This window comes from Pseudomonas sp. B3G-3, assembly GCF_028640915.1.
GTDB lineage: Bacteria > Pseudomonadota > Gammaproteobacteria > Pseudomonadales > Pseudomonadaceae > Aquipseudomonas > Aquipseudomonas chlororaphis_I.
In genome coordinates this window covers 1-16,901 of sequence record NZ_JAQZAB010000133.1, presented here as the reverse complement: position 1 = coordinate 16,901, position 16,901 = coordinate 1, and the positions used below count along the sequence as shown (strand labels likewise).

Genomic DNA, 16,901 nt, shown 5'->3' with positions numbered 1-16,901 from the left:
AATCCGTTACAAATTACCGCCAGGCGACGTTCGGTTTAAGCAATGCGCCAATCCAGGGTCGCCCAGGGAAAGAGGCGCGCATTGTGCAACGGCCCCCGTTTTTCACCCTCAAGGAAGATCACCGTGCTCAAACCCCTCACGCTTGCTGTCAGTCTTGCCAGCGTCCTGCTGTCCACCCAGGCCCTCGCCTATGAATATGGCGAACACGCAGCCACCACCCTCGACAAACTGATCAACGACTACCCGGGCCGCTACCGTGGCACCGCCAACTTCGCCGGTGCCGCCGACTGGATGCAGAGCCAGATGGGCAGCGCCTACGACATCAGCCGCCAGGACTTTTCCTGGACCGCCGGTGGCAGCAGCCGCAGCTCGCAAAACGTGGTGGCCTACGCCGCCGGGACCAAGCCGCAGTACGTGGTGGTCGGCGCGCACTTCGATACCTATTTCGGCCGCCCGACCCTGCAAGGCCTGGACGACAACGGCTCCGGCGCCAGCGTCCTGACCGAGATCGCCCGTAACCTCGGCGGGCTGCAGCTGGAAAACGGCTTGCAGGTGGTCGGCTTCGGTGCCGAGGAGGAAGGCCTGCGCGGCTCCAGGGCGTTCGTCGACTCCCTCAGCGCCAGCCAGCGCGCCAACATGCTGGCCATGATCAACCTCGACAGCCTGATCACCGGCGACATGATGTACGCCCATGCCGGCCAGAACAGCACCGCCAACCCGGCCCTGGCCTCGTTGCGCGAACACACCCTGCAGATCGCCAGGGAACTGCAGATCAATCTGTTCACCAACCCCGGCCTCGACCCGGCATACCCCGCGGGCACCGGCTGCTGCAGCGACGGCGAGGCCTTCGAAGGGCTGAACATCCCGATTCTCTACATCGAGGCCACCAACTGGGAAATCGGTGACCTGGATGGCTACACCCAGACCACCAACCCGGCCATCCCCGGCGGCTCCACCTGGCACGATCCCACTGAGGACAATAAGGCGGTGCTGACCAACGCCTTCGGCCAGGAACGCATCGACCAGCGCCTGCGCGATTACTCGCGCCTGCTCAGCCGCCTGGTCCTGGAGCTGACCAATGCCGACCTGCTGGCCTCCACCGCTTCCGGCGGCGCCGTGGCGCGCAACCAGCAGGATCATCTGCAACGCCAGCATCAGGCCATGGTCCGGCTGCACGACCGGCGCTGGCTGACCTTGCAGGCGATGGGTCGCGAAGTCGGCAGTTTCGATGGCGAGATCGGCATCGACGGTGAATACAGCCCCGACAGCGGTTTCGACAGCGCGCCGAATCCCGAGGCGCGCCGGCTGGGGGTACATGCCCTGGGTGACTACCAGCTCAATTCGAGCCTGAACGTTGGCGCCAGCCTCAGCTACCAGAACGGTCGCGACAAGCTCGAGCATCGCGGCAAGCTCGACAGCGATACCTGGCAGGCGGCGGTCTACGCCTTGCTCAATGACAGCGGCCCGCAATGGCTGGCCGGCGACCTGAGCGTCGGCCGCACCCGCTTCGAATCCAAGCGCAATCTGGTGATTCAGGCCAACGGCGGCCCGGTGCTGCTGAACCAGAAACTGACGGGCGATACCGACGCCCTGACCCTGGGCGCCCGTGTGCTCGGTGGTTACGACCTGGATTTCGGGGCGATCAAGAGCGGCCCCTTCGCTGGCCTCGATTACACCCACTACCGCATCGACCGCTTCCACGAGAAGCAGGACCTGCGCACGGCGCTGGGTTATGAGGAGCAGTCATTCGATTCGCTGGAAGCCAGCCTCGGCTGGCGCGTTCGCGGCGCCGTCACCCTGCCCTACGGCATGAGCCTGCTGCCTTATGGCGACCTGGCCTGGGTCAAGGAGCTGGGAGATGGCCGCCTGGACGACCTGGACCTGACCAGCCGCGCCGATGGTCAAGTGCGCGTGGCTCGCCTGGGCGGTGTAGACAAGAGCTTCGGCCGCGCCCAGCTCGGCAGCCAGCTGGCGATCACGCCACAGCTAGGGCTGTACGCCGAGGTCAATGGCCGGATCGGTCACGCCGAAGGCAGCCAGACCGGCTACTCCCTCGGCGTGCAGTGGCAGTTTTAAGCGGTAGCCTGTAGCCGATCCTTGTAGCCGCTGCCGAGCTTGCGAGGCTGCGTACGAGGTGGGCGGCATTCCGACGCAGTCCTCGCTGATCCGGTGCATGCGGACTGTCTGGGAGGATGGGGTTGCCTGGTTTGCGGCCGCTGCGCGCCCGGGCGCAGCCTCGCAGGCTCGGCAGCGGCTACAGGGTTACGGGGTCGGCTTCTTGAAGACGTAGAACAGGTTCGGCTCGCTGACCAGGTACAGGGTGCCGTCGTCATCCATGGCAATGCCTTCGGCCTGCGGCACCGTGGCCTGCAAACCTTGCCGCCCCTTGCGCAGCGACATGGTGCTCAGGGGCCGGCCATCCACATCCAGTTCCAGCACCAGCCACGACTCATCCGACAGCGCCAGCAGATGCCCGGTGCGCTCGTCGTATTGCAGGCTGGACAGGTCACGCACGAACAACCCGGCATCGCGCTTGGGGTTGTTGACCACATGCACCGCGTAGGACTTCTCCGGGTCGTAATGCGGGAAGCCCTTGACCTCGTAGATCAGCATCGGGTCGCGTTCCTTGGCGACGAACAGGCGCTTGCCCACCGAATCGTAGGCCAGGCCCTCGAAACCCTTGTTGCCACTCATGTGCACACCCAGGGTCATCTGCTCGGCATCCGCCGCGTCGAGGAACACCGTGTCCTCCTCCAGATGAATCTTGATCAGCCGCTGCTGGCGCTCGTCGGTAATCACGTAGGTGTCGGCGCTGATGAACTCGACCGCTTCCGGATCGCCAAAACCGGTCAGGGCGATGCGCCGCAGGATGCGCCCGTCGAGCGACAGCTCGATCAGCTCGGCATTCTTGTTGGTCACGGTGAACAGGCTTTTGCGCACCGGGTCGTAGGTCAGCGCCGAGACATCATCCAGACCTTCGATCTTTTGTGCTTCGAGACTCACCCGATAGCCATCCAGGCCAATGGCATCGGTGTTGACCGGCTGCGACATGACCCGCCAGTTGAACCACAGGCGCTCGAAGTAACGGTGGTGCTGTCCGGCAATGCCCAGCAGCACCAGCACGATAAAACACAGGAGGAGGAACAGCGGTTTGGGATAGGCGAGTCGACGCATGCTGGCAAGCTCAAATACAAATCAGGCGGATGAAATATCACAGCCGGATGAATTTAAACTTAATCGCAACGGGCGTATGCCAGATTATGGCCTTTTGCCGCTAGAAACTGCTGAATCAGTGCTTCTCAAAGCGATAGAACAGGTTGGGTTCGCTGACCATGTACAGGTTGCCCAGCTCATCCATGGCCACGCCCTCGGCCCGCGGAATGGTGTCTTTCAGGCCGTTGAAACCGCCCAGCAAGGTCATGAAGCTGACCTGCTCGCCGGTTTCGTCCAGCTCCAGCAGCATGTGCGAGTCGGCGGACAGCACCAGGGTATGACCGGTGCGTGGGTCGATGCTCAGGGCGGACAGGTTGCGCAGGTCCAGCTCATCGCTTTCCAGCTTCTGCTTGTCGCCCTTGAGGGTCTGGCTGCCATCGCTGTTCCAGGTGAACAGCGCCGGCGGACGCTCCTCGCCCAGCAGCAACTGCTGCTTGCGCGGGTCCCAGGCCACGGCTTCGAACGCCTTGTTCTGGTCCTGAGAGGGCCCCAGGTCGTATTTCGGGAAGTCGGAAATGTTCAGCTCGCGGGTATTGGCATCCACCTTGACGATGGTCAGCAGGTGATCGCGCTCGTCGACGATCCCCAGCAGGCCGTTCTCCATGACCGTCACCCCCTCCGGGTTGCTCCAGCCCACCAGCGGCATCTTGCGCAGCACATCGCCCTGCAGGTTCAGCTCGACCAGGAACGGGTTCTTGCCCATCACCGAAAACAGGGTCTTGGTCTGCGGGTTGTAGGCCAGGTCGGAGGCCTCGTCCTTCTCCATGCCCGGCAGCACCTTGGCGTCGATCACCGCGCGGTAATCCGGCAGCCAGACACTTTCCTGGCGCTCGGCCGGAGTTTCGAAACGCTCCAGCACCCAGAGCAGGCCACGGTCGTCCCAGTGCATGGCGATCGCGACGCCATAGCTCACGATGCCCGCCAGCAACAGCCAGGAATACCAGCGCATGTGGAACAAACCGCGACGACGAACCGTTTGAAGCTCGGGGGTGTGAGGCATGGACATGGGGAGCGCGTTCCAGAAAACCAGCTATGGGTAATAGCACATCGGGGCAGACTCAGACGTCTGTAATCGGAAAATTATCCAGAACGGATGTGAAAAAAACGGCAAAGGGTCTGAAACGCCCCAGATGCCGGTACTTTCGCTGAAGAGGCCCGCCCATTGCAGGCGAGCCTCGCGTCGAAAACCGGCTGGATCAGCTGACGCGACTTTCGAAGCGGCTGACGCCCGGCAGCTCCAGCACCAGCTCATCGCCTACGTTCAACGGCCCCACACCCACCGGCGTGCCAGTCAGGATCACGTCGCCCGCCTGCAGGGAGAAGCAGCCGGCCATGTACTGGATCATCGGTACGATCGGGTTGAGCATGATGCTGCTGTTGCCGTCCTGGCGGACTTCGCCGTTGATGGTCAGGCGAATATTGATGTCGGTCAGGTCCGGGAAGGTGCTGCCGACCACGAATGGCGCCAGCACGCAGGCGCCGTCGAAGCACTTGGAGATTTCCCAGGGCAGCCCCTTGGCCTTGAGCTCGGCCTGCTTGTCGCGCAGGGTCAAGTCCAGGGCCGGGGCGAAACCGGAGATGGCATCCAGCACTTCCTCACGGCTGGGCTTGGTCGACAGCGGCTTGCCGATCAGTACCGCGATTTCCGCCTCGTAATGCACGGAGCCACGTTCGGTGGGGATGGCAAAGCCGCCTTCCAGCGGCACCACGCAACTGCCCGGCTTGATAAACAGCAGCGGCTCGGTCGGCACCGGATTGTCCAGTTCCTTGGCGTGCTCGGCATAGTTGCGCCCGATGCACACGATCTTGCCGACCGGGAAATGAATACGGGTACCGTCGACATACTGGTGCTGATAGCTCATTACCGACTCCTGCTCGTTTGGTTCATCAGGTACCGCTGCTTGAGTGACCCTGGGGTCAAACAGCGAAAATCTTGCCCGGGTTCATGATGCCGTTCGGGTCGAACACCGCCTTGACCGCCTTCATGTAATCGATTTCCACCGGCGAACGGCTGTAGGTCAGGTAATCGCGCTTGGTCATGCCCACGCCGTGCTCGGCGGAAATCGAGCCGTTGTACTTCTCGACGGTTTCGAACACCCACTTGTTGACGGTGGCGCACTTGGCGAAGAACTCGTCCTTGCTCAGGTCATCCGGCTTGAGGATGTTCAGGTGCAGGTTGCCGTCACCGATGTGGCCATACCAGACTACTTCGAAGTCCGGATAGTTTTGCGCGACGATCGCGTCAATATCCTTCAGGAAAGCCGGCACCTTCGACACGGTGACCGAAATGTCGTTCTTGTACGGTGTCCAGTGCGAGATGGTTTCGGAGATGTACTCGCGCAATTTCCACAGGTTCTGCAGTTGCTGCTCGCTCTGGCTCATCACGCCGTCCAGCACCCAGCCCTGCTCCACGCAGTGCTCGAAGGTGGCCAGGGCGTCGTTGGCCACGTCCTCGTTGCTGGCTTCGAACTCCAGCAGCACATAGAACGGGCAATCGGTCTCGAACGGCGCCGGCACATCACCGCGGCCGAGGATCTTGGCCAGGGCCTTGTCGGAGAAGAATTCGAAGGCGGTCAGGTCGAGCTTGCCCTGGAAGGCATGCAGCACCGGCATGATCGAGTCGAAATCCGGAGTCCCGAGCACCATCGCCGTGAGGTTGTTCGGCGCGCGCTCCAGGCGCATGGTCGCCTCGACCACGAAACCCAGGGTGCCCTCGGCACCGATGAACAGCTGGCGCAGGTCGTAGCCGGTGGCGTTCTTGACCAGGTCCTTGTTCAGTTCCAGCAGGTCGCCCTTGCCGGTGACCACCTTCATCCCGGCCACCCAGTTGCGGGTCATGCCGTAGCGAATCACCTTGATCCCGCCGGCATTGGTGGCGATATTGCCGCCAATCTGGCTGGAACCGGCGGAAGCGAAGTCCACCGGGTAATACAGGCCGTTTTCTTCGGCGCGGTTCTGCAACTGCGCGGTCACCACGCCCGGCTGGCAGACCGCGGTGCGGTCGGTCAGGTTCAGGTCGAGGATCTGGTTCATGTAGTCGAAAGACACCACCACTTCGCCATTAGCTGCCACCGCCGCGGCCGACAAGCCGGTACGGCCGCCGGACGGCACCAGCGCGACCTTGTGCCGGTTGGCCCAGCGCACGATGGCCTGGACCTGCTCGATGGTCTTGGGAAAGACGATGGCGCTCGGCGCCGGCGCGAAGTGCTTGGTCCAATCCTTGCCGTAAGCGTTCAGGGAGTCGGCGTCGGTCAGGACCTTGCCAGCCTCGACCAGGGTCTTCAGCTCATCAATCAGCGCAGGATTGGTCATCGACAGAACTCTCGAACAATTCATGGTCATCCTGAGAACGCTTCACGTCGCAGGAACGAGTGTTTCGCGGGGTCCGTATGCTAGCATACGACCCCCCGCAGAATAGTGCCGAAGGGCGTTCTGCGGCGACGGCTTTCCTGCCGTCCGGGTCAGCATCTGTTGACCATTTCCTGCCATTTTTCTCCGGGACACAGGTTTACGCAGATGAGCAAGACTTCTCTCGATAAGAGCAAGATCAAGTTCCTTCTTCTCGAAGGCGTCCACCAATCGGCTGTCGACGTCCTCAAGGCCGCGGGCTACACCAGTATCGAGTACCTCACCGGTTCTCTGCCGGAAGCCCAGCTGAAGGAAAAGATCGCTGATGCGCACTTCATCGGCATTCGCTCCCGCACCCAACTGACTGAAGAAATCTTCGATCACGCGAAGAAGCTCGTTGCTGTTGGCTGCTTCTGCATCGGCACCAACCAGGTCGACCTCGACGCGGCTCGCGAGCGCGGCATCGCGGTGTTCAACGCACCGTACTCCAACACCCGTTCCGTAGCCGAACTGGTGCTGGCCGAAGCGATCCTGCTGCTGCGCGGTATCCCAGAGAAGAACGCCTCCTGCCACCGTGGCGGCTGGATCAAGAGCGCGGCCAACTCCTTCGAGATCCGTGGCAAGAAGCTGGGCATCGTCGGCTACGGCTCGATCGGCACCCAACTGTCGGTCCTGGCCGAAGGCCTGGGGATGCAGGTGTTCTTCTACGACACCGTGACCAAGCTGCCACTGGGTAACGCCACCCAGGTCGGCAACCTGCACGAGCTGCTGGGCATGTCCGACATCGTCACCCTGCACGTTCCGGAAACCGCTGCCACCCAGTGGATGATCGGCGAGAAGGAAATTCGCGCCATCAAGAAAGGCGGCATCCTGATCAACGCCGCGCGCGGCACCGTGGTCGAGCTGGACCACCTGGCCGCGGCGATCAAGGACAAGCACCTGATCGGCGCCGCCATCGACGTGTTCCCGGTGGAGCCACGCTCCAACGACGAAGAGTTCGAAAGCCCGCTGCGTGGCCTGGATAACGTGATCCTGACCCCGCACATCGGTGGCTCGACCGCCGAAGCCCAGGCCAACATCGGCCTGGAAGTGGCGGAGAAGCTGGTCAAGTACAGCGACAACGGTACTTCGGTATCGTCTGTGAACTTCCCGGAAGTGGCCCTGCCGGCTCACCCTGGCAAGCACCGCCTGCTGCACATCCACGAGAACATCCCGGGTGTGATGAGCGAGATCAACAAGGTCTTCGCGGAAAACGGCATCAACATCTCCGGTCAGTTCCTGCAGACCAACGAGAAGGTTGGCTATGTGGTGATCGACGTCGACGCCGAATACTCGGAGCTGGCGCAAGAGAAGCTGCAACACGTCAACGGCACCATCCGCAGTCGCGTGCTGTTCTAAGCACTCGCTGGCAATAAAAAGGGAGGCCCTGGGGCCTCCCTTTTTATTTACAGGCAGTTATTTACAGGCAGTTTTCGCCGGCACGCTTACTTGACGGTGATGGTGATCTTTTCCGAAACGATTGGCGGGTCGAACGGCACGTGGTTCTTGTCGCCCAGCTCCAGCTGCAGGGTGTGCTTGCCCGGGGCCAGGGTCAGTTCGGTTTCGGTCTGAGCCTTGCCGAAGTGGATGTGCTGGGCGTCGGCCGGGATCGGCATGTTTTCGGCCGGCAGCTTGTCGACGTCGACCAGCAGGTGGTGGTGCCCGGTGTGCGGAGTCTGGTCGCCGGCGGGCGCCAGGGAGATGTCGCTGACGCCGAACTTGACCTTGAAGGTCTTGGCCACGGTATCGCCATTGACCGGGGTGACGATAAAGACAGAAGCGCCTTCCGGCGCCTTGGTGCGAGGAATATCCGCCGCAGAAGCCAGCATCGAAGCCCCCAGCATCAGGCCGGCCAATGCAGCACGAGATATAAAGGTTTTCATTCTATTCTCCAGTTTTTCCGCAAAATCGGTACGGTTATGACAACTTCGTGGCATATCGTTGTCGAAGGGCAATCAACACCATAGCAAAGCGAGCCTGAACAGCGCATCGCACATATAAATTCAAGGAGTGACCATGCGTTTCCTGCCTGGCCTGATACTTTTGCTACCTCTTGTGAGCACTTACGCTCAAGCCGAACTGATCGACGATGTGAATGACCGCGGGGAACTGCGTATCGCCCTGGAAGCCAATACCCCACCCTTCAACTTCAAGGACGACGGCAAGCTCACCGGCTTCGAAGTCGAGCTGGGCCAACTGCTTGCCCGCGAGCTGGATGTGCGGGCGGACTTCGTGGTCACCGACGCCGCCGACCTGCTGCCAGGCGTCGAAAGCGGCCGCTACGACGTCGCCATCAATCACATAGCAATGACTGCGGAACTCAAGGATCGTTTCGACTTCAGCGAGCCTTACAGTTATTCCAGCGCACAATTGATCGTACGCAAGGAAGAAGAGCGCACGCTGGGCAGCCTGCAGGCGCTCCAGGGCCAGGCACTGGGCGTAGCCCAGGGCAGCCAGTTCGTCGAGCAGGCGCGCACCGTGGAAGGCATCGACCTGCGCAGCTACCCGAACGCCCAGCAGCCGATCAAGGATGTGGCGGACAAGCAGCTCGACGCCGCCATCAGCGACCGCCTGCTGATCCCCTACGCCATTCGCGACAGCCGCCTGCCGGTGAAGGAAGGCGCCAAGGTCGGGCCGACCCTGAGCCTGGCGATCCCGTTCCAGAAAGGTAATCCGGCGTTCCAGGCGAGCCTCGACGGCGCGCTGCAGCGCATCAAGGCCGATGGCCGGCTGATGGCGTTGTCGGAAAAATGGTTCGGCATGGATGCGAGCAAGCCACCCAAGCCTTGATGCTGTAATCGCTGCAGAAGGCTGCGGCTGCGCAGAAGGTGATATCGCTGAAGTCCTGCGGACCTTTCGCAGCCTGCGGCAGCGGCTACAGGGGCGTTAGAGCGAGGCCAGGGCCGCGGCGGCCTCGGCCAGTTCCAGCTCGCTGAAGACTTGCACCCCGGCGCGCTTGAGCAAGGCGGCGGTGACGCCCTCGCCGCTGACCTTGACCCCACTGAAGCTGCCGTCGTAGGTCAGCAGGTTGCCGCACGACGGGCTGTTGGCCTTGAGCACGGCGATGCGAATCCCGTGTTCGCGCACCAGTTCCAGCGCCTGCCGGGCACCGCTGAGGAACTCGGCGCTGACATCTTCGCCCTCGGTGGTGATGACCTGCGCCAGGCCATCGAGCACTTCGCCGCCCTGCCCTCCGGGTATTTCCGCCGCCGCCCGTGGCGTTGGCAGGCCGCCGGCGACTTCCGGACACAACGCGACCACCCGCCCTTCGGCCTGCCAGCTCGCCAGTTGATCGAACGGCCCGCTGGCGCCACCGTCGTAACGCACGCGGTGGCCCAACAGGCAGCGACTGACCAGGATCTTGTGCATGATCAGAACGGCTCGTTGCCGCGCCGGCGGAACCAGCCCGTCAGGGACAGGCGCTCGCGGGTCGCGGGCAGGACTTCATGGGGCACCTCGCCGGAGAGGAACACCACCAGCCGGCCTCCAGCGGGATCCACGTCGTATTCGCTTTCGCCATCGAAGTACATGCGCAGTTGCCCGCCCTGCTCCGGCAGCCAGTCCTGGTTGAGGTAGATCACCGCCGACACCATGCGCCGGTCATCGTCGCGGAAACGGTCGACGTGCTTGAGGTAGAACGCACCTGGCGGGTACAGCGCGAAATGGCTTTCGAAGTCTTCCAGGCCGAGGAACAACCCACGGTTCAGCGCCTCGCGCAGGCTGTCCATCAAGCCCAGGTAGGTATCGCAGCAGTCGGCCTGGCCGGGCTCGAGCCACTGGATGTGATCGCCACGGATCCCCTCGCGAATCTCCTGCGCCGGGCCACGGCCAACCGCCGCCGGCGCCAGCTCACCTTCGGCCGCGCGCTTGCGGCACTCGGCCGCCAGCTCCAGGGTCAGGGCTTCTGGCAGGAAGATGTTCTGCTGCGACCAGCCACGGGTGGCCAGGTCATCGACAATGCGTAACAGCAGTGGGTGATCAGAGGGTATTTGCATGGCGCGCATAGTATCCACACCCAGATGAATCCGACAGATCATCTCGATAATTCTGACCAAGCAGCCTGGCGCTGTCTCTGTTCGTCGTTCGATCGGACAGTTTGCGTACTGAACCTGATACGAATTCTCGACAACCATCGCCTTGCCCCGGAGAATAGTGGGCTGCCGACAGGAGTCCTTATGCGCCGTTTGCTTTTTTCACTGTTGATGTTCTGTGTATTGCCCGCCTGGGCAGACGGCCACGACCAGTTGTACAAGGTCGCTGGCTGGCCGGAACAACGTGCGCATTTCAACGATGCCCTCACCGCTGCCCAGCAGCGTTACCAGAATAGCCTGCCGCCAGCGGTCTATCAGGCGCTGGTCAATAACAGCAACCAGCGCTTCGCCCCGCAGGCCATGGACCGCCGTGCCCAGGCGCAGCTGCGGCAGAACCTCGCCGATCCGAAACCGGCCCTGGCGTTTTTCCAGTCGCCGCTGGGGCGCAAGATCGTCGCCGCCGAACTGCTGGCGACCCGCCGCGACCAGTTGGCGAAAAATGCCCAGGGCCTGCCGAAGATGCAGGCCAGCGACACCCGTCAATTGATCATCGGCCACCTGGCCCAGGCGCTGCCGGCCCGTGAAGCCGGCGCGGAAGTCAGCCTGGCGATCGCCGGCGTGGCCGCCGACAGCCTGAGCCAGATGATCCCCGGCCTATTGGGGGCCGGCCAGGCGCAGAACATGCTCAATGGCCAGCGCCAGCGGCTGATGGCGCAGATCGGCAACGACCTGAACAACACCCTGCTGTACGTCTATCGCGACCTGTCCGACCCCGAGCTGGAAGAGTTCGCCAACTTCGCCGAGTCCGCCGAAGGCAAGGCCTACTATCAAGCCGCCCTGGCCGCGATCCGCGCCGGGCTGGCTGTCGGCCAGAGCACTTCCAGCCTCGCACCCTGACCTGTAGCCGCTGCCGCAGGCTGCGATAGGTCCGAAGGACCTCAGCGGTCGCGAGATCGCCGCGTCCGTACCAGTCAGCCCGAGCCTTCGGCAGCGGCTACAGACGCATGAATCCGTTCAAAGATGCTGGTTGAGGAAAGCGAAGTACTCCTGGCGAATGCGCGCCGCCTCGTTCGCCAGGTGATGCCGCGCCTCGGGCAGCATCAGCACCTGGGGCTGCTGGAACTTCTGCCGGATCACCTGCAGGTTGTGCTGCCAATCCACCGTCATGTCCGCCTGCCCCTGAACGATCAAGAGCTGCCGACTGCTGCGCGGGGCCAGCTCGATGCGCTTGATCCATTGCGCCAACGCCCCGACCCAGGCGGTCGGCAGGCGCAACGGCTGCAACGGGTCGCGCTGCAGGAACGGCAGGAAATCGGGATCGGTGGAGTTCTCGCTGAAGCGCCGGGCGATGCCTTTGACGAAAGGCCGGAGCATGTAATAGCTGAGCTTCGACCAGCCCCAGGCACGCGGGCGTACCAGCGGCGACAGCAGGATCACCTGGCCCTGGGCCGGGCTCTGGGCACCCTGGTTGAGCAGGTGATCGATCACGATCGCACCGCCCGTGCTTTGCCCGCACAGGTGCCAGGGCTGCGGCAGATCGAGAGACCGGGCCTCGCCGAACAAGCCTTGCAGCACCGCCTGGTACACCGCGAAATCATCGATGCTGGCGCGCTCGCCGCTGGACAGGCCGTGGCCCGGCAAGTCGCAGGCAATCACCGCCCACTGCCGCTCCAGCGCCCATTCGATCACATGCCGGTACAAGCCCATGTGATCGTAGAAACCGTGCAGCAGAAACAAGGTCGCCACCGGCTGTTCGGGCCACCAGACCTGGCCGACCACCTCAAAACCGCCGACCGCGAAACGCCCCAGCCCACGCTTGACCGGCAGATCCAGCCCATAGAAACGCTGATAGGCCTGCGCCTGGGCCGAGAGCGGCTGCGCCTCGGCCAGGGGCCGCAGGCTGGCGCGCAGAAGGTCGGGGTCGAAGGTCGCAGGCATAAGGGTTTTCCCAGGGTGGCGCGGAACGCGAAACAGGCTTTATCGGCCTGCGATATTCATCTGTCGGGGCAAGCATGGCAAGCTACGCGACCTTCGAGGAATGATCCGTATGCGTCTGCCCTACCGCACGACCCTGCTTGCCAGCCTGCTCGCCCTCCTGTGCGCCGGGGTGCTGTGGGTCGCCTACGACTGGTTCCAGGGACGTTTCCTGCGGACCTTCAGCGAACACACCGCGGTATTTTCCGGCGACCCGCTGCAACTGCCTCCTGGCCTCGCCGGCGAAGGCGTCATCCGCCTGGTGCACTTCTGGGACCCGGCCTGCCCGTGCAATGTCGGCAACCAGCAGCACCTAGCCGAGCTGATCGAGCACTACGGCCCGCAGGGCGTGGAGTTCTACTCGGTACAGAAGGCCGGCAGCCACGGCCAGTTGCCCGCCACCCTGAGCCGCCTGAAAGTCCTCGACGGCCTGCCCGGCTCGGAGCAGATCCCCGCCAGCCCGGCCGTGGCGATCTGGGACCGCAACGGCACCCTGGCCTATTTCGGCCCCTACAGCGAAGGCCTGACCTGCAACTCCAGCAACAGCTTTATCGAACCTATCCTCCAGGCCCTGCACGAAGGCCGTACGGTGAGCGCCACCCACACCTTGGCGGTGGGCTGTTATTGTCCATGGCCGAAACAGACGGATTAAGGCATTCCTGACTTTTCCCAGACAACGGATGCCCGGCACAGAAGGCCTGTGCTAAATGTTTGCCCTCCCCCACGGCAGGCAAATCGCAGAAAGAACAAGGAGTCACCATGAAACGCAGCCTGACCGTACTCGTCGTCCTGATCCTCGCTCTTGCCGCGGGTGGGGGCTGGTACCTGTACAGCAAGCAGCCGTCGCGCCAGGGCCAGGTCGAGCTGGAGCGCCTGCAGGGCTCGGTCACGGTGCGTTACGACGAACGCGGCGTGCCGCATATCCGCGCGGAAAACGAAACCGACCTGTACCGCGCGCTGGGCTATGTCCACGCCCAGGACCGGCTGTTCCAGATGGAAGTCATGCGGCGCCTGGCTCGCGGTGAGCTGGCCGAGATACTCGGCCCCAAACTGCTCGACACCGACAAACTGTTCCGCAGCCTGCGTATCCGCGAGCGCGCCGACAGCTACGTCGCCGGGCTGGATCGCCAGTCCCCTGCCTGGAAGGGCCTGCAAGCCTACCTGGACGGAGTCAACCAGTATCAGAACAGCCACCCGCAACCGATCGAGTTCGACGTCCTCGGCATTCCCAAGCGTTCCTTCACCGCCGAGGACAGCATCAGCGTCGCCGGCTACATGGCCTACAGCTTCGCCGCGGCCTTCCGCACCGAGCCGCTGCTGACCTACGTGCGCGACCAGCTCGGCAGCGACTACCTGAAAGTCTTCGACCTCGACTGGCAGCCCAAGGGTGCCCTGGCCAAGGGCCGCGGCCCGCTGGCGCCAAGCCTGGCCGCCAGCGACTGGCAGGACCTGGGCACCATCGCCCGGCTGAGCGAACAGGCCCTGGCCGACGCCGGCCTGCCGCAATTCGAGGGCAGCAACGCCTGGGCGGTGTCCGGCAGCCGCACCAAGAGCGGCAAGCCATTGCTGGCCGGCGACCCGCACATCCGCTTCGCGGTGCCGTCGGTGTGGTACGAAGCCCAGCTGTCGGCGCCGGGCTTCGAGCTCTACGGTCATCACCAGGCGCTGGTGCCCTTCGCCTTTCTCGGCCACAACCTGGACTTCGGCTGGAGCCTGACCATGTTCCAGAACGACGACCTGGACCTGATCGCCGAGAAGGTCAACCCGAACAACGCCAACCAGGTCTGGTACCGCGGCAAGTGGGTCGACCTGGTCAACAGCGAGCAGCAGATCGCGGTGAAGGGCCAGCCGCAGGTCACCCAGATCCTGCGCCAGTCGCCCCACGGGCCGATCATCAACGACGTGCTCGGGGCCAATGCCGGCAAGACGCCGATCGCCATGTGGTGGGCCTTCCTCGAGACGCCGAACCCGATCCTCGACGGCTTCTACCAGCTCAACCGCGCCGACACCCTGGCCAAGGCCCGCAGCGCCGCGTCCAAGGTCCAGGCGCCGGGCTTGAACATCGTCTGGGCCAACGCCAAGGGCGATATCGGCTGGTGGGCCGCGGCGCTATTGCCCAAGCGCCCGATTGGCGCCAAGGGCGCGTTCATCCTCGATGGCAGCACCTCGCTGGCGGACAAAGAAGGCTTCTACCCGTTCAGCGCCAACCCGCAGGAAGAAAACCCGGCGCGCGGCTATATCGTTTCGGCCAACTTCCAGCCGGTCTCGCCCACCGGCATGGAAATTCCCGGTTACTACAACCTCGCCGACCGCGGCCAGCAACTGGACCGCCAGCTCAGTGACAAGAGCGTGAAGTGGGATATCGAAGCCAGCCAGAAACTCCAGCTGGGCACCACCACCGCCTACGGCCCGCGCCTGCTGGCGCCGCTGCTGCCAGTGTTGCGCGAAGTGGTGAGCGACCCGCAGGAACTCAAGCTGGTGGAGCAGCTGGCGCAGTGGAAAGGCGACTACCCGCTGGACTCCACCAGCGCCACCCTGTTCAACCAGTTCCTGTTCAACCTCACCGACGCGGCCTTTCACGACGAGTTGGGCGACGCCTTCTTCGACACCCTGCTGTCCACCCGGGTGATAGACGCCACGCTGCCACGCCTGGCCGCCTCCGCCGACTCGCCCTGGTGGGACAACCGCAACACGCTCGGCCGGGAAAGCCGCGCCGACACGGTCAGGGTTGCCTGGCGCACTAGCCTCGCTCATCTCAAGGCGACCTTTGGCGACGACTCGAGCAAATGGCTGTGGGGCCAGGCGCATACCCTGACCCACGGCCACCCGCTGGGCCTGCAGAAACCCCTGGACCGGGTTTTCAACGTCGGCCCGTTCGCCGCGCCGGGCACCCACGAGGTGCCCAACAATCAATCGGCCAAGATCGGCCCGGCGCCCTGGCCGGTGACCTACGGCCCTTCAACCCGGCGCCTGATCGACTTCGCCGACCCGGCCCACAGCCTGACCGTCAACCCGGTCGGGCAAAGCGGTGTGCTGTTCGACAAGCACTATCAGGACCAGGCCGAGGCCTATATCGAAGGGGTGTACCAGCAGGCGCACTTCAACGAAGAAGAAGTCATGGCCAATACCCACAGCACCCTGAAACTGTTGCCGGCGCGGGCGGCACAGTAAGCCTCACGGTGAACGATGCATAACCTGCAGGAGCCAGCTTGCTGGCGAAGCGGCGGCGGCGGAAAACGATGTGCTGGATGCCAAGACCCGCGAGCTGAAGCGCTTTCGAAGCTATCACTGTAGCCGCTGCCGCAGGCTGCGATCGACCGGAACGGTCGCAGCGGTCTCAAGGTCGCCGAGGTCCTTCGGACCTATCGCAGCCTGTGGCAGCGGCTACCCCCGAAAACGACATCGCCCCTGAACAGGGGCGATGTCTTGTCACGGTCAAAGCCTTCCGGCTGTTGCCTATCAGGCCGCTTCCGGGGCCTGTGCGCGGCGCACGTCCGGCTGTTTCCAGGAATCGGCCGCGGCCTCTTCGATGGCTTGCTGGATGGCGCGCTTGCGGCGCTCTTCGGCCTGACGGCTGAAGTACCAGACCAGGAAGGTCACCAGCGACACCGCCAGCAGGATCAGGCTGGCCACGGCGTTGATCTCCGGCTTCACGCCGAGGCGCACCGCCGAGAACACTTCCATCGGCAAGGTGGTGGAACCCGGGCCAGAAACGAAGCTCGCCAGCACCAGGTCGTCCAGGGACAGGGCGAAGGACATCATGCCGCCCGCCGCCAGCGATGGCGCGATCATCGGGATGGTGATCAGGAAAAACACCTTCCACGGCCGCGCCCCCAGGTCCATGGCCGCCTCTTCGATGGACAGGTCCAGCTCACGCAGGCGCGCCGACACCACCACCGCCACATAGGCCGCGCAGAACGTGGTGTGGGCGATCCAGATGGTGACGATGCCACGCTCCTGCGGCCAGCCGATCATCTGCGCCATGGCCACGAACAGCAGCAACAGCGACAGACCGGTAATCACTTCCGGCATCACCAGCGGCGCGGTGACCAGGCCGCCGAACAGTGTGCGGCCCTTGAAGTGGGTGATACGGGTCAGCACGAAGGCCGCCAGGGTGCCCAGGGCCACCGCGGCGATCGCGGTGTAGCAGGCGATCTCCAGGGAGCGCACCACCGAGCCCATCAGTTGCGAGTTGTCCAGCAGGCCGACGTACCACTTCACCGACCAGCCGCCCCAGACCGTCACCAGCTTGGAGGCGTTGAACGAGTAGATCACCAGGATCAGCATCGGCAGGTA

15 protein-coding genes are annotated in these 16,901 nt (G+C 63.7%); 6 read left to right on the top strand and 9 right to left on the bottom strand.

The features are described from left to right. The first annotated feature begins 123 nt into the window (after positions 1 to 123). A complete protein-coding gene (locus PVZ80_RS30175) occupies positions 124 to 2,076 on the top strand; it encodes an autotransporter domain-containing protein (protein WP_273864939.1) in 1,953 nt (650 codons plus the stop codon). Positions 2,077 to 2,262: 186 nt separating this feature from the next. Here the strand turns inward: PVZ80_RS30175 and PVZ80_RS30170 are convergent, their stop codons facing one another. The 4 genes from PVZ80_RS30170 to PVZ80_RS30155 form a co-directional block, all read right to left on the bottom strand. After that, complete coding sequence (locus PVZ80_RS30170; RefSeq protein WP_009051361.1) at positions 2,263 to 3,174, bottom strand: SdiA-regulated domain-containing protein; 912 nt, start codon at positions 3,172 to 3,174, stop codon at positions 2,263 to 2,265. Between the two features lie 115 nt (positions 3,175 to 3,289). Beyond that, positions 3,290 to 4,219, bottom strand: a complete 930-nt coding sequence (locus PVZ80_RS30165; RefSeq protein WP_009051362.1) for an SdiA-regulated domain-containing protein — start codon at positions 4,217 to 4,219, stop codon at positions 3,290 to 3,292. Between the two features lie 190 nt (positions 4,220 to 4,409). Further along, positions 4,410 to 5,075, bottom strand: a complete 666-nt coding sequence (locus PVZ80_RS30160; protein WP_028683527.1) for a fumarylacetoacetate hydrolase family protein — start codon at positions 5,073 to 5,075, stop codon at positions 4,410 to 4,412. A 55-nt stretch (positions 5,076 to 5,130) separates the two neighbouring features. Continuing rightward, positions 5,131 to 6,525 (bottom strand): FAD-binding oxidoreductase, encoded by a 1,395-nt coding sequence (locus PVZ80_RS30155; RefSeq protein WP_016702901.1) that lies wholly within the window; start codon positions 6,523 to 6,525, stop codon positions 5,131 to 5,133. Between the two features lie 204 nt (positions 6,526 to 6,729). On the opposite strand from PVZ80_RS30155, the gene serA reads away from it, so the two are divergent. Beyond that, entirely contained in the window at positions 6,730 to 7,959 is a 1,230-nt protein-coding gene (gene serA, locus PVZ80_RS30150; protein WP_007932850.1) for a phosphoglycerate dehydrogenase, read from the top strand. Positions 7,960 to 8,045: 86 nt separating this feature from the next. Here the strand turns inward: serA and PVZ80_RS30145 are convergent, their stop codons facing one another. Further along, entirely contained in the window at positions 8,046 to 8,483 is a 438-nt protein-coding gene (locus tag PVZ80_RS30145) for a DUF4399 domain-containing protein (RefSeq protein WP_009051365.1), read from the bottom strand. A 133-nt stretch (positions 8,484 to 8,616) separates the two neighbouring features. Between PVZ80_RS30145 and PVZ80_RS30140 the strand changes: the two genes are divergently transcribed. After that, positions 8,617 to 9,390 (top strand): transporter substrate-binding domain-containing protein, encoded by a 774-nt coding sequence (locus PVZ80_RS30140; RefSeq protein WP_028683526.1) that lies wholly within the window; start codon positions 8,617 to 8,619, stop codon positions 9,388 to 9,390. A gap of 96 nt (positions 9,391 to 9,486) precedes the next feature. On the opposite strand, the gene PVZ80_RS30135 is transcribed toward PVZ80_RS30140, so the two are convergent. Both PVZ80_RS30135 and PVZ80_RS30130 read right to left on the bottom strand, forming a co-directional pair. Further along, a complete protein-coding gene (locus tag PVZ80_RS30135; protein ID WP_016702899.1) occupies positions 9,487 to 9,969 on the bottom strand; it encodes a DUF523 domain-containing protein in 483 nt (160 codons plus the stop codon). 2 nt (positions 9,970 to 9,971) lie between these two features. After that, on the bottom strand, positions 9,972 to 10,604 hold the full coding sequence (locus PVZ80_RS30130; protein WP_009051368.1) for a 2OG-Fe(II) oxygenase: 633 nt from the start codon (positions 10,602 to 10,604) through the stop codon (positions 9,972 to 9,974). 171 nt (positions 10,605 to 10,775) lie between these two features. Between PVZ80_RS30130 and PVZ80_RS30125 the strand changes: the two genes are divergently transcribed. Beyond that, entirely contained in the window at positions 10,776 to 11,528 is a 753-nt protein-coding gene (locus PVZ80_RS30125) for a DUF2059 domain-containing protein (RefSeq protein WP_016702898.1), read from the top strand. 117 nt (positions 11,529 to 11,645) lie between these two features. On the opposite strand, the gene PVZ80_RS30120 is transcribed toward PVZ80_RS30125, so the two are convergent. Next, positions 11,646 to 12,569: an alpha/beta hydrolase gene (locus PVZ80_RS30120; protein ID WP_273864938.1), complete on the bottom strand. Its 924-nt coding sequence runs from the start codon at positions 12,567 to 12,569 to the stop codon at positions 11,646 to 11,648. 109 nt (positions 12,570 to 12,678) lie between these two features. Here PVZ80_RS30120 and PVZ80_RS30115 point away from each other — a divergent pair, with 109 nt between their 5' ends. Next, positions 12,679 to 13,257 (top strand): DUF6436 domain-containing protein, encoded by a 579-nt coding sequence (locus PVZ80_RS30115; protein ID WP_009051371.1) that lies wholly within the window; start codon positions 12,679 to 12,681, stop codon positions 13,255 to 13,257. 107 nt (positions 13,258 to 13,364) lie between these two features. Beyond that, complete coding sequence (locus tag PVZ80_RS30110; RefSeq protein ID WP_273864937.1) at positions 13,365 to 15,776, top strand: penicillin acylase family protein; 2,412 nt, start codon at positions 13,365 to 13,367, stop codon at positions 15,774 to 15,776. Positions 15,777 to 16,064: 288 nt separating this feature from the next. Here the strand turns inward: PVZ80_RS30110 and PVZ80_RS30105 are convergent. Next, on the bottom strand, positions 16,065 to 16,901 hold an 837-nt coding region (locus tag PVZ80_RS30105; RefSeq protein WP_273864936.1), incomplete at its 5' end, for an ABC transporter permease subunit.

Coding starts and splice junctions, on each gene's coding strand:
- PVZ80_RS30145 (WP_009051365.1), bottom strand. CDS start 8,483: ATGAAAACCTTTATATCTCGTGCTGCATTGGCCGGCCTGATGCTGGGG.
- PVZ80_RS30135 (WP_016702899.1), bottom strand. CDS start 9,969: ATGCACAAGATCCTGGTCAGTCGCTGCCTGTTGGGCCACCGCGTGCGT.
- PVZ80_RS30115 (WP_009051371.1), top strand. CDS start 12,679: ATGCGTCTGCCCTACCGCACGACCCTGCTTGCCAGCCTGCTCGCCCTC.
- PVZ80_RS30165 (WP_009051362.1), bottom strand. CDS start 4,219: ATGTCCATGCCTCACACCCCCGAGCTTCAAACGGTTCGTCGTCGCGGT.
- PVZ80_RS30170 (WP_009051361.1), bottom strand. CDS start 3,174: ATGCGTCGACTCGCCTATCCCAAACCGCTGTTCCTCCTCCTGTGTTTT.
- PVZ80_RS30120 (WP_273864938.1), bottom strand. CDS start 12,569: ATGCCTGCGACCTTCGACCCCGACCTTCTGCGCGCCAGCCTGCGGCCC.
- PVZ80_RS30130 (WP_009051368.1), bottom strand. CDS start 10,604: ATGCGCGCCATGCAAATACCCTCTGATCACCCACTGCTGTTACGCATT.
- PVZ80_RS30110 (WP_273864937.1), top strand. CDS start 13,365: ATGAAACGCAGCCTGACCGTACTCGTCGTCCTGATCCTCGCTCTTGCC.
- serA (WP_007932850.1), top strand. CDS start 6,730: ATGAGCAAGACTTCTCTCGATAAGAGCAAGATCAAGTTCCTTCTTCTC.
- PVZ80_RS30155 (WP_016702901.1), bottom strand. CDS start 6,525: ATGACCAATCCTGCGCTGATTGATGAGCTGAAGACCCTGGTCGAGGCT.
- PVZ80_RS30160 (WP_028683527.1), bottom strand. CDS start 5,075: ATGAGCTATCAGCACCAGTATGTCGACGGTACCCGTATTCATTTCCCG.
- PVZ80_RS30125 (WP_016702898.1), top strand. CDS start 10,776: ATGCGCCGTTTGCTTTTTTCACTGTTGATGTTCTGTGTATTGCCCGCC.
- PVZ80_RS30140 (WP_028683526.1), top strand. CDS start 8,617: ATGCGTTTCCTGCCTGGCCTGATACTTTTGCTACCTCTTGTGAGCACT.